The sequence below is a fragment of the Rhodococcus sp. NPDC076796 genome, from assembly GCF_040702765.1.
In the GTDB taxonomy this organism is placed as follows: domain Bacteria; phylum Actinomycetota; class Actinomycetes; order Mycobacteriales; family Mycobacteriaceae; genus Rhodococcoides.
Map to the genome: position 1 here is coordinate 19731 of NZ_JBFBMS010000018.1, position 12035 is coordinate 31765.

General features: G+C 62.8%; 11 protein-coding genes. 7 read left to right on the forward strand and 4 right to left on the reverse strand.

Annotated features, from left to right (window positions below):
• Positions 1 to 892: 892 nt before the first annotated feature.
• Entirely contained in the window at positions 893 to 1957 is a 1065-nt protein-coding gene (locus AB0366_RS26465) for a site-specific integrase (protein ID WP_366246582.1), read from the reverse strand.
• On the opposite strand from AB0366_RS26465, the gene AB0366_RS26470 reads away from it, so the two are divergent.
• The 6 genes from AB0366_RS26470 (at position 1884) to AB0366_RS26495 (ending at position 9961) form a co-directional block, all read left to right on the forward strand.
• Entirely contained in the window at positions 1884 to 2081 is a 198-nt protein-coding gene (locus tag AB0366_RS26470) for a hypothetical protein (protein ID WP_366246583.1), read from the forward strand. The two genes, AB0366_RS26465 and AB0366_RS26470, sit on opposite strands and share 74 nt — an antisense overlap.
• Before the next feature lie 1484 nt (positions 2082 to 3565).
• A complete protein-coding gene (locus AB0366_RS26475) occupies positions 3566 to 4369 on the forward strand; it encodes a ParA family protein (protein ID WP_032407517.1) in 804 nt (267 codons plus the stop codon).
• A 722-nt stretch (positions 4370 to 5091) separates the two neighbouring features.
• A complete protein-coding gene (locus tag AB0366_RS26480; protein WP_243597320.1) occupies positions 5092 to 6762 on the forward strand; it encodes a Mu transposase C-terminal domain-containing protein in 1671 nt (556 codons plus the stop codon).
• Positions 6763 to 6766: 4 nt separating this feature from the next.
• The gene (locus AB0366_RS26485) at positions 6767 to 7705 is read left to right on the forward strand and encodes a TniB family NTP-binding protein (protein ID WP_206489807.1); all 939 of its coding nucleotides are present in this window, start codon (positions 6767 to 6769) and stop codon (positions 7703 to 7705) included.
• Positions 7702 to 8934 carry a TniQ family protein gene (locus AB0366_RS26490; RefSeq protein WP_094639478.1) on the forward strand — a complete coding sequence of 411 codons (1233 nt, stop codon included), beginning with the start codon at positions 7702 to 7704 and terminating at the stop codon, positions 8932 to 8934. The genes AB0366_RS26485 and AB0366_RS26490 overlap by 4 nt, the downstream gene beginning before the upstream one ends.
• Before the next feature lie 205 nt (positions 8935 to 9139).
• Complete coding sequence (locus tag AB0366_RS26495; RefSeq protein ID WP_307786631.1) at positions 9140 to 9961, forward strand: hypothetical protein; 822 nt, start codon at positions 9140 to 9142, stop codon at positions 9959 to 9961.
• 152 nt (positions 9962 to 10113) lie between these two features.
• On the opposite strand, the gene AB0366_RS26500 is transcribed toward AB0366_RS26495, so the two are convergent.
• The 3 genes from AB0366_RS26500 to AB0366_RS26510 form a co-directional block, all read right to left on the reverse strand.
• A complete protein-coding gene (locus tag AB0366_RS26500; RefSeq protein WP_155289453.1) occupies positions 10114 to 10263 on the reverse strand; it encodes a hypothetical protein in 150 nt (49 codons plus the stop codon).
• A gap of 55 nt (positions 10264 to 10318) precedes the next feature.
• Positions 10319 to 10474, reverse strand: coding sequence for a hypothetical protein (locus AB0366_RS26505; protein ID WP_155288742.1), 156 nt, complete (start codon positions 10472 to 10474; stop codon positions 10319 to 10321).
• Between the two features lie 338 nt (positions 10475 to 10812).
• The gene (locus tag AB0366_RS26510) at positions 10813 to 11271 is read right to left on the reverse strand and encodes a class I SAM-dependent methyltransferase (protein WP_080733148.1); all 459 of its coding nucleotides are present in this window, start codon (positions 11269 to 11271) and stop codon (positions 10813 to 10815) included.
• Between the two features lie 414 nt (positions 11272 to 11685).
• Here AB0366_RS26510 and AB0366_RS26515 point away from each other — a divergent pair.
• Positions 11686 to 12035, forward strand: a 350-nt coding sequence (locus tag AB0366_RS26515) for an MBL fold metallo-hydrolase (RefSeq protein WP_366246580.1), incomplete at its 3' end; no start/stop codon positions are given.

Below are 12035 nucleotides of genomic sequence, written 5' to 3' on the forward strand. Positions count from 1 at the left end.
GATTCTAAGCGGGAAGGTGCGTCTCTATTGACGCCTGCACTGGGTGGCTTTGCCCAAAGATTTTCTACCCAGTACCAGGCGCTTCCTCCGCCGACGTTGAAGCGCGGGCGGCCGAGAACAAGTTCGACATTCTTAGAAACGGGGTCGAGAGAATGAGCAATGATTAAGGTGTCTAACTCAAGGGGGCTCGCATCGTCACGCGAAGACTGGAGCTGAGCCGCCTCCGTCGTACCCAAATGGTCGAACAGAGATGGCACTGGGTCGGGATCAGGCTGCCTCGCTACCAGCTGTTTAGTCGCGCTTTTCCCAGGCCATGCAATTGACTGCAGCTTGCCGAACTCCCCGGAGGCCAGCAAGAACCGGTACGAACTCGTCGCCCATCCAGGGCTTGAATTCAAGTTGTCGCGTGTAACGAGGTCACGCGCCACAAACGGCATCGACGCGATATCGCTCGGCGTCAGATCCTCGTGGAGTAGGTCTAGTCCAGTTGTCGACTCGACGTCGGCAGGGAGTTGGTATCGACCGCAGGCGAAGACACGGTCAAGCCGGTCGTGCGTCAGCGTATACCGCGTCGTACCGAGCCATGCCCCGTTGTGGCCGGTCCCCTCCGAGTAGTCGTCGAGCGTCCGCGCAACTGCAGAAGCGTAAGCCCACCTAATAGCACCCATCACACCTTGGGCGGCGAGCTCGTCGACCGCCTGCTGCTTGCTCTGCATATGGAAATCATACACCATGTAGAGAGTTCCGTGTCCTAGAATGAACCGTCCGAGTCATGTGCATTGGCTACACGCTCTTCGAGCGGTCCAGTTTTGATGGCCGGGCTGTCCCAGTATGTGTGGCTGTGTTCATGTATACGAGGTAGGGCAGCCCTGGTGTGTCAGCAGCAATATCACTACAACCCGATCTCGTTGACGGCGTTCCCGACGAGGGGCGCGTGTTCACGGCGATACACCTCGACCGAGTCGAGACTGGCGTGGCCGGTCTGCCGGGCGATGGCGGATCCATCGGCCCCGTTGCGGGTGCCTTGAGTGACGAAGCCGGCGCGAAGCGAGTGTCCCCCGAGTCTGGCAAGGGCGGTGGGGTCGTAGCCCGCGTGATCAGCGCGGCGGCGGATGGTCTGGTGGATCGCGGCCCCGGACAGCGGCGTTGAGCCCAGGTTGCCGTTCTTCGCGATTGCGCGGAACAACGGCGCGCGAGCGGCAGTGCGAGGTACGCCCCCACGGCATACGTGCGTGTCGAAAAACTCTCGCTTACGGAGTAGTCGGATCACCGATGGCCGGCCGCCGGTGTCGAACGCAGCGACGACCTGGGCCCAGCGGACGTACGCGCAGGGCGGGCAAGTCTCGTGAGACTCGGTGTAGGGCAGCGCTTTCACCGCTCCCCTGCCTTCCTGGTCGGTCTTCGACTTCCGCAGCCGGATGTGCAGGCCGTCGTGTCGGTGCACCGTGACGTCCCCGCACACCAGCTCCGACAACTCGCTGCGCCGGAATGCGCCAGCGAACCCGAGCAGCAGGATTGCCGAATCCCGGCGCTCCAGAACTTCGTCCGCCCAACCCATGCACCGTTGCCGTGCCGTCTCGACCAGGAGTTTGATGTCGTCGACCAACAGCGGATCACGTGGGGTGCGGGGCCGGTCCCCCGCCGCGGCGTACTCCCGCCGGATTCCCGACAGGGTCGCGGTGACCAGTTCGTGTGCAGTCGGGGACAGATGGCCGGTGGTGCGGTGCTGATGGTTGATCGCCGCGATCCAGGTGCCAAATGTGGCGACGGCGTAGGCCCGCTCCCCTGTTTCCGTGCGGGTGTCCGCGGCATCGACAAGGTAGGCGGCAACCGTGATCGGGTGCGCCGGCAACGTCACGTGACCATTCGACTCGCACCAACTGGTGAAGCGTCTCCACGCCGCCGCGTACGTCTTACGCGTCCCCTCGGAACGAGAGGAGCGAACGGCGCTGGCGATTCGCTTCGCAACCGCGGGCGGGATCTCCGGCTCGACAGCCACCGAGCTGGCACTCACAGAGATGCCCATAGCAGTGGTCACCGCAGGTTTCCGACGTGGTTGGAAGTCCATCTCGGCAGCCTAGCGCAGGTAACCGACACGTCTGCAGACCGAAACTGTGCTGAACTGGCGTTTCGCGGCAGACGCTGCGGAAAATGCAATTTACGTGGGTCAACTCCATTGAACTATGGGTGACAACGAAGGCGGGATGAATGTCCCTGCTAATCAACTTGAAAGAGCCGCCGTAGTAGACCCCAGTTTGATCCGGCCCGGGGCTGCACCAGGCGATCTTGGCGGTCGTTGCCTCCCCCGGTAGTTACAACGACCGTCCGTTTCGCGTCTGCTTTTTGGGGCCTCGAAGTGTGGGATTCCCTCGTGGCCGTGGGGCCCGCCGTTACTGCGGTATTCCACCGAATCATTGGTTGCGTTCGGGCGCAGTCGTGGTTCCGACCGTTCCTACGACTTAGACAGGGAACAGCCTCGCGGTGCGGCGCTGTGTCTTGGGTGTCGGTAAGACGCACGTTACGCACCTTGAGAATGGTTGCCGGCGGCGCTTGTGGACGCAGTCAACCGTCAAGTCCTCATCCTCGACGCTGAACTCGCCGCAGGCTGAGTCGGTTGCAGCCGACGAGTCGCGCGACACCCCATAGGTCATCATCTTGTAAGACGACCGTCCAACCTGTTGTGATGAATGCCAACGCTAGTGATGATAGCTATCGGAGCTCGCAACGCTAGCGGTACTGACACCGGGCATGATTTCGCCTGGGTTGAACAGAGCGCCCAATCCGTACGTGATCACAGGCTCGCGAATGTTCGGTTTGCGATGTTGCTGCCTGGCGCAGTCCGTCGCAGTTATCTCGCCTCTCAGTTCAATCCGCCGAACCGTGGGTCCGGCGGATTCGGCTGACGCACTGTGGAGCAAGGTGTTGCAAGGCTCTGCAACGCCAGCCCTGTACAGACACTCTTGGGCTTCGGCATACGCGAGTGCTAGGCCATCTAGCATTGCTATTTATCCTGCTGAGGGCGGTTGCACGTGAGATTCGCCCTGCGCGCAGACGGGCAGTTAACCGGGTTCGCTCCGTTCGCGTTCTGTTGAGCAGTAATTGAAAAGGTATGGGTGCAATGATAGCTAGCGGAGCTAGCAAAGGATGCAGAGCGAGCGGAGCGCCGGTACTTGCGCTAACGTAGCTGGCGTAGCTAGCAAAACAACGCTAGATAGGCGTGGTGCACTAGTTGCGAGTGCTACACAAGCGGTGCTTGCGAGGCAAGTGAGAGTTGCTCGTCGAGCACGTTTATCTAGCGTAACTAGATCCGCTTGGCTAGATACGCAAGGTACTGCAGCTCGGCGTGCAAACAGTGCGAGACGAGCGAAGCGAGCTACGCAAGCGAGCCAAGCACTCGTCGCAAGGTTCGCTCCGCGTGTTAACGCAGCACACGAAGCAATTGGCTATAGCGTAGCGAGCCAGAAGGCTTGCAGGGCATAGGTCCAGGGTGCGAGCCAACGCAGTTTTCCTCGGAGAAAAGTTCGTTGGCCTTGATCCTCAAACAGAGAAAGGAACGCGAATCCCAATGTCGACGTCGTCGAAGCAACCCAGGAAGTTCGCGATATGTAACCAGAAGGGTGGGGTTGGGAAGACAGCGACAACACTCGGATTGGCGAGTGCATTGGCGGACAAGGGCAAACACGTCCTCGTCATCGATATGGATCCTCAGGCCAACGCGACGACCGGTCTGGGAGTCGACGTTGATGACGACATGCGAACTACCTTCGACCTGATGTCGGTCACTGGCGAGGGTGCAGCAGCGGATGCGGTAGTAGCAACCGAATGGGATCGGGTCGACCTGATCGCGGCGACTCAGAGCCTCGCCAATCTTGAGGCTGACGGTGCAAACGACTTGATCTTTCGGTTGGATATCGCGCTTGAGGGTGTCGATCTGTCGCCTTACAGTGCAGTTTTCATCGACTGCCCGCCGTCGCTTGGAAAGTTACTTTTCGCGGTCCTCTGCGCCTGCGACTCAGTCATCGCGGTCACCGAACCCACCATCGACAGCGTGCGAGCGATTACCAAGGTTGAGGAAACCATCACCAACGTCAAGCGGCGTGCGAACCCTCGTCTCGAGCTCGAGAAGATCGTCTTGTCTAAGAAACGAAGGACCTCGGAGCATCAGTATCGCGAGGACGAGTTGCGTGCTGCATACGGCGAATTGGTTGCAAGAGCGGGGATCCCGGAGCTGGCGGCGCGCCAAGACGCTCATAGCAGCCACACTCCCATCCATTCTTACAAGGGAGGCCGGGCGATAGACCTGCAAGTCGCCTACGACGCCCTGTTGAAAGAACTGTCTATCGACCTCCTAGGAGAGCCTGCCGCATGAACGCACAACGCGAACCCGCCATCCGCCGCCATCCGGCTGCAGACCTCCCTTCGCGACCGACCGCTTCACCCAGGCGCGTTGGGCTCGAAGCACAGCAAGAATCAACCGGTTCGCCGAGCGTCGACGTTCCGACCAGTGCTGGCGGTATCAGACCGACAAACGAGCCCACTCTTCCGGCAACGAACGAACCGTTGGCTCAGCACAATGCGCGGCCGGCGGCAGGACCAGGCGCGGAAAAATTTACTGAGCAGCACAATGTGCGGATACGGAGTTCTACCAAGCTTCGTTTGAACAGAGCCGTCGACAGGCTGCGGTACGAGACAGGGGACCGATCAATCAGTATTGCTTCCTTGACCGACGCAGCGCTCTGTGAGTACCTCGACAAGCGGGGCATCTAGACCGTTGAATGAGGATGCCCGCTTGCTGTGCTAGCTAGCGTTGCTAGCACAGCCCTTTTGGTCACCCATAAGTATTCAGTCACGTACATGTGCGCGATGGCAGACCTACGGCGGGACCGAGACTTCAGGCACCCCCACCGAGGCTCGGAGTCCTTTTTGACGATCGTTTATCGAGACACCCCGCGGCCGAATCTGTCAGTTTCAAAAGACGGCTGCACTCTTTGCAGGCGTTTTGAGGATGAGTGCACGTGTCTTCTGACATTCTGATGTCGGAAGTGCGGTGCACGGTCGCGCGTTCAGCTCTCGGTGACAGGGAGGCTTGTGATGGAGCTCGACGTCGTGGAGACCGGTGTGCTGACGGCGTCGGGGGAGCGGTGGGCGCAGGCAGAGACCCGATTCGCTGTCTTGGCTCCCTTGCTGGAGATGCATCCGGTGCGTTTGGCAGCGGTCGATGATGCGGCCGAACGACTGGGGTTGTCGCGCCGTCGGGTCTATGCGTTGCTTGGCAAACTCAGGGACGGGACAGGTACGGTCACCGATCTTCTGACGAAGGTCTCGCCGGGTGGGCGTGGCCGCAGCCGAGTAGCGGCTGAGGTCGAAGAGGTGATCGGCGATCATCTCACCCGATATTTTCTTCACCGCCAGAAGCTGAGTGTCGCTGCGCTGCATCGACGTATCGCGTTGACTTGTCACCGCGCGGGTCTGCCAGTGCCGGCCAGAAACACCGTCACCGCACGAATCGCCGCGCTCCATCCGGCATCGGTGGCCAGGTCACGCGGAGGACCCGATGCCGCCCGCCCACGTCAGTCCGCCGGCGACGATCCACCGACGGTTTCGGGGATTCTCGATCAGGTCCAGATCGACCACACCGTCGTCGATCTGATGGTCGTCGACGAGTACGAGCGGCAACCGATCGGCCGCCCCTACCTGACGATCGCCATCGATGTCCTCAGCCGTTCCGTACTCGGGTTCGTCGTCACTCTGGAGCCGCCGTCGTCGATATCGGTCGGGTTGTGCCTGGGCCGCGTGTGCTGCGAGAAGCAGACATGGCTGGAGGCATGCGAGCTCGCGGAACAGGTGCAGTGGCCAATGGCAGGGAAACCGAAACAGTTGTACCTCGACAACGCCTCCGAGTTCAAAAGCGAAGCGCTGCGCCGCGGATGCGCCCAGCACGCCATCACACTCGAATACCGTCCTCCGGGCCGACCGCACTACGGCGGGATCGTCGAACGCATCATCGGAACGGCGATGACGGCGGTGCACGAGCTGCCTGGGACCACCTTCTCGAACCCAGCGGACCGAGGAAGTTACGACTCGGACAAGCACGCGGCGTTGACATTGCGTGAGTTGGAACGCTGGCTGGTCCTGGCCATAGCCTCGTATCACGCGAGCGTTCACACAGGGATCGGGAACACTCCGGCCGCGGTGTGGGCCGGCGAGGTCGCCGCAGTTGGTCACGCCCCTCGTGTGGTGCTCGGCGAAACCGCTTTCCTGGTGGACTTTCTTCCCGTCATCCGGCGACGTCTGACGCGCACGGGCTTCGTCCTCGATCACGTGCACTACTTCTCGAACGCGCTCAAACCGTGGGTTGCGCGGCGAGAGGATCTGGGGCGGTTCGTGATACGACGTGACCCACGCGATTTGAGCAGAATCTGGGTCCTCGAACCAGACGGTGCCGGCTATGTCGAGGTGCCGTACCGGACGATGTCACATCCCGCGGTGACACTGTGGGAGCACAGAGCTGCTATCACCCGTCTCCGCGAACAAGGTCGGTCGAACGTCGATGAGGGCGCACTGTTTTCGATGATCGAGCAGATGCGCGAGGTCACCGACCGCTCACAGAAAGCCACCCGCAAAGCCCGGCGCAACCGTGCCCGCCGCATGCATCTCACCGGCGCCGCGTCTGCACCGATCCCGGCGATCCACCCGCCGGTGGAGCCTCGAGCGGACGGCGGCACCGCAACGCCGGTCTTCAGCGATATCGAGGAATGGTGAGCCGATGACCGCATCGACAGGAAGCAGCGACGAAGCCACCGAGTCGTCCGGTGAGGATTTGGGGCACCTGCGGGAGTCGGTTCGTCCGCTCGCCGCACTCGACGACGCGGACAAGATCCGGTTGATCCGGTCGGAGAGGTGGATCGGGTATCCGCAGGCCCGTACGGTCATCGACCATCTGGAGACGTTGCTGTCGTGGCCGGACCGACAGCGTATGCCGAACCTACTGTTGCTCGGTCCGACGAACAACGGCAAGTCGATGATCATCGAAAAGTTCCGGCGCACTCATCCGCCGATCAGCTTGTCCGACCGCGAGCAGATACCGGTGTTGTGCATGCAGATGCCCCCGGACCCGTCACCCGGCCGGTTCTACCTCGCACTGCTCACAGCGTTGGGAACACCGACCCGACCACGCAATCGGGTCCACGAACTCGAACAGCAAGCATTGATGCTGCTCCGCGCCACCGGCGTACGGATGTTGATCATCGACGAGCTCCACAATGTTCTCGCCGGCCGTGACAACGTGCGCCGCGAATTCTTGAACGTGCTGCGGTTTTTGGGCAACGAACTACGCATTCCTCTTGTCGCTGTCGGCACCCGTGATGCTTACCTCGTCATCCGGACCGATCCCCAGTTGGAGAACCGATTCCATCCCATGACTTTGCCGGTCTGGACCAACACTGCCGACACCAGATCACTGCTGGCCAGCTTCAGCACGAGCTTCCCCCTCCGCAAACCCTCGCACGTGACATCACTGGAGATGACCGACTACCTTCTCACTCGCTCCGAGGGCACCATCGGTGAACTGGCAACGTTGCTCACTGCCGCAGCAGTGACCGCCGTCGACAGCGGAGAGGAAGCGATCACCTCATCGGTGCTCTCGCGCACTCCGTACCTCGGCCCCACGGAGCGACGCCGCCAGTTCGAACGCCACCTCGCATGAACGCGCGGCTCGCACCGATGCCCGGTGATGCGTACGTTCGCCCGTGGCCGCTGCACCCGCCGCCACTGCCAGGTGAGGTCCTCTCGTCCTGGTTGGCCCGGATATGCGAGCTGTATCCGCACATCAGGCCCTCTGATCTGTTTGCAGACCTCGATATCGATTGTGCTGTCGAGGATCTCGACCGCTACACACCGGAGCCGATCCTTGCCGAGCTGGCCGGTCGCGGCGCAGTCCCGGTAGAGAGGGTGCGGATGATGACGTTGGCGGGGTGGACACCGTGGCTGCTCGACAGCACCGACCCCGCCGACTGCGACTTCGACACCTACGTCCACCAATTCTCGATCCTGCTACCGGCCGACCTCGCGAGGGAGGATCGACGACGCCGCACACCCACGAGCGAAGCATGGTTGCCGTGGGCGAGCACTCCGCGCAGTCGGGCATGCCCGGCATGTATCGACAGCCTCGAATCCACTGCTGATATCAACATGACTCTGCTGCATCAATATCCGGTGCTGAGCAGCTGCCTCGACCACCGTTGTCGACTCGAACCCTGCTCTGTTTTCCCTGGTCATGCAATCTTCTGGGATCAGGTCCGGTTCGGTTCGGACGAACGGGTCTCGCCCGTTCCGGTTCCCTCGGCGGTCACGGACCTCGATCGGCGCAGCACCGAGGCTCTGACGACGGGATGGGTGGAACTCGGCCCAGGCCGGGTACATGCCGCAGTCTGGTTTCGGCTTCTGCGCACCGTCGCCGACGAAGTGTCCACACCACTGGTTCGCACCGGACGGTGGGCGACGAGGCTCGTTGCGATCTGGAAGGCCGCCGGTCGTTCTCGCCCGCTTCGGACCGCGTGGGTTCCGTTCGAGGACCTGCACTGGGACGAGCAGGCGACAGTCCTCGAGGCCGCAGCGATCGGCATTGCGATGGTCGAGAGCGGTGAGATCGACGCCGGCGGTGCGCACGCATCTCTACTGAGCCCACGTCCCTATGAGCCGGTCGATCCCGGGACAGCTCCGACGCGCTCGTCTTATCCCACACCCGAGCGCGATCTGTGGGCTGACGCGCACGCTGCGGCCGAGGCCGCCATCGCGGCAGCGCGCGTCGACCCCGCATCCGCCAGTTCGTTGTACAACTTCCTACGCTGGGGGTGCCGCACCGCAGCGGAGCTGGATGAGACGGTGCAACTGTTCCTCGACCACGGGATCCCGCTGCACCATCCGCCGTCATAGCTAACGCCCGATGGAGCGGGGTCCTCCGCGACGCACACGCTGCGACAGCCGAGAAGCCCGTTTTCGCGCCGGGGTCATGGTCACCAACGTCAATTGTGCGGTGACCGACGAGAATTTTCCTTCCCGCACCGTCCTTGAGGAAACGCCAGGTGAGCGTAGTTTCTGTTCGATAAATGTGTAGGAGGTGCCCGCTACAGTCCTGCCCATGACCGAACGCCAGCTCGCAGACGACTCGAACATTGTTCCGGCTGTCTTGCCGGGCGGTACCGCAGCGGTGTTTCCGGATCTCCCACCCGACGTCGCCGCTCGGATCGAGCAGTCGATGGCGTCATCGCGCTCGACCGGCACCCGCCGCGCCTACGCCTCGGCGTGGAGACGCTTCGAAACCTGGTGCGCCGCCACCGGGTATATCTCGTTACCGGCGCATCCCGCGACGGTGGCCGCCTATCTCGTGGCCGCGGCGGACACACTCACCGTCGACGGGACTCGGGCGTACGCGGCCGCGACGTTCGGCAAATGGGTCGCAGCGATCGCCGACCGCCACCGCGCTACCAGACACGACAACCCGGGCGGGCACGAGATGGTCCGCGCCACCCTCGCCAGTATTCGGCGGGATTACGCGTCGGCGGGCGAGCGGCCACGCAATCCACGCGCACCGCTGCTGACCTCCGACATCACCACCATCGTCGATCATGCACGTCTCAGTGTGACCGGGTGGGCGTCGGAGGTCCTCAAACGGCGCGACACCGCGCTGCTTCTGATGGGCTATACCGGCGCATTTCGTCGTAGCGAACTCGTGGCGCTCGAATGCGGCGGTGTCCGCCGCGACCGCCTCGACGGTGCGCACGTACGGATTCGGGCGTCGAAGACCGATCAGGACGGCGTCGGGGCCTTCAAAGCCCTACCGTTCACCGGCCGTCACGAATCCTGCCCGGTCTGCGCGTGGGTACGTTGGCTGCAGGTCGTCGCGGCGTCCTCCACGTGCACCTCGCTACGTCGACGACCCAACGCCGCCGGATCGCGGTGATCGACGGCACCCATTCCCGGCAGCTGTTACCCCCTCCGGGGCGCGCGGAGATCGTTCGGGCTGCGCTGGACGTGGCGCGTACGGCGCGCCTGCACGAGCTGGCAGCCGTGATCGGCGGCATCATCGCCCGCCTCCCCGAATCCGGTTGGCCGTCAGAACTGTTCGCGCGGCGAGACGCCCGCGTCCTGATCTTCGCCTCGACCGGTCTGCCGTACACCCAGATCGCGGCCCTGCGGCACTGCAATGTCACCGCCGATCCAAGGATCGACGCCCTTCGTATCGACACAGGCCGCGGCGTCCACACTGTCACTTCCCCCGGCACTGACGGGGGCGGGGTATCTCGCCGCGGATGGTGTATCAGCGCTTGTTGGAGGTGCTGGGCCATCGCACGCGGTATCCGAGTACCCGAATGCTCTCGATGCCGTGGGCGGTACCGGACTCGGCGGATTCGACCGGTACGTCGATCCGGCCGATCGGCAGCCGCTGTCGACTGCGATCGACCGGTTGGGCCACACCCCGTTGATTGCGACCCCACTCACGTCCCGTGCGGTCGCCGACATCGTTCGAGCCCACCTGGACGGGCGAGTACCTGTGCACCGACTCCACTCGGTGCAGGCACGGCAACCGAGCGCACAGCTCGTCCCGTAGCCCGCCTCGGCTTCGGTACTCGACCCCGGATACTACGAATACGGGACCCAGGCACGCCGGGACGCGCACGAGCTACTCGGTGGCGTCGATTCAACGCTCGACGACCGTGCGGATGCACTGCTGAAGCGGCTTCTCGCGTTCGTCGAGGCAGAAGTACCGGAATATGGTCGGCCGCGCGTGCCGCGCCCATCGTACCTGCCCGTTCAGGACACCTTTCGGGCGTGAAGACGCTCGACGAGACCGAGAGTGAACCGGTCGATGTCCTCGATGGAGAAGCTCTCGTCACCGGTGATCGCGAGCGAGGACCGTCGCAGAAAGTGCACGCCACCGATCGGGATGCTCACCAGTTTCAGGGCGCGTTGGATCCATCGAACCGGCCGGATCGACGAGGCGACGTGATCGGCGGGGAGCATTGTTCCACCTGGACGCAGCACTCGCGACATTTCCGAGAGCGCGATGTCCGGGGCTGGGATGGCGCAGAGCGAGAACGTGCACACCATGGTGTCGAAGGATGTATCGGGGAAGTCCAGAGCGTGAGCGTCCCCGAGCGGCGGGTGCGCATCCGGTCTGACGTCGGTGTGGGCGCGAGCCGTGTGGTCACGACATTGGTGGTCATTGAGGCCAGGTGCACTGCATCGACAGCAGTCGTGTTGGAAGGTCATTCCGGCGTTCGAGCAGGTGGTGCAAGGACACGTGCCGAGGTATACGCCACCCTCTCCTTGATTGATCGTACGGATGTACGTACATTATGGATGAGGCTAGTCGCCAATTCTGACAAACGTCACACTCGGGAGGAATGAAATTCCCTCGTCCGCCCCGAGTCGGCGAGTGCCGGACGGCTGAGGAGGACGTGATGGTCGGCAACCGCTGCGGTGGCGCTGTGAGTCGTTGCGCCTCGCTGGATCAGTCGGTTGCGATGCCCCTGGTCGCCCAGTGGAATGCCGCCCACTTCACCTCCACCCCGCAGGAATCGGAACCGTGCGCCTCGACGCACAGAACCTGCAAAAATACCCCACGGGGTACCGTGGATTCTTGACACCCATACGAACGCCGCCACGATCGACAAGGAGATTTCGATGCTTCTCGAACGCATCTACGACGAAGACCTCGCCCAAGCCGGATACTTCATCGGCTGCCAGGCCAAAGGAGAGGCAGTGGTGGTCGACGCCCGCCGCGACATCGGTGTGTATCTGGATCTGGCCGATCGGCATGGCATGACCATCACCGCCGTGACCGAGACCCATATCCATGCCGACTACCTGTCCGGCACTCGCGAGCTGGCCAAGGCCACCGGGGCGGTCACCTACGTCTCAGGAGAGGGCGGCGACGATTGGCAGTACGGCTTCGAGGCCGAACGCCTCCACGATGGCGACACGCTGGCTCTGGGCAACATCACCGTGCAAGCCGTTCACACGCCCGGTCATAC

Coding starts and splice junctions, on each gene's coding strand:
- AB0366_RS26475 (WP_032407517.1), top strand. CDS start 3,566: ATGTCGACGTCGTCGAAGCAACCCAGGAAGTTCGCGATATGTAACCAG.
- AB0366_RS26510 (WP_080733148.1), bottom strand. CDS start 11,271: ATGACCTTCCAACACGACTGCTGTCGATGCAGTGCACCTGGCCTCAAT.
- AB0366_RS26495 (WP_307786631.1), top strand. CDS start 9,140: ATGACCGAACGCCAGCTCGCAGACGACTCGAACATTGTTCCGGCTGTC.
- AB0366_RS26485 (WP_206489807.1), top strand. CDS start 6,767: ATGACCGCATCGACAGGAAGCAGCGACGAAGCCACCGAGTCGTCCGGT.
- AB0366_RS26480 (WP_243597320.1), top strand. CDS start 5,092: ATGGAGCTCGACGTCGTGGAGACCGGTGTGCTGACGGCGTCGGGGGAG.
- AB0366_RS26490 (WP_094639478.1), top strand. CDS start 7,702: ATGAACGCGCGGCTCGCACCGATGCCCGGTGATGCGTACGTTCGCCCG.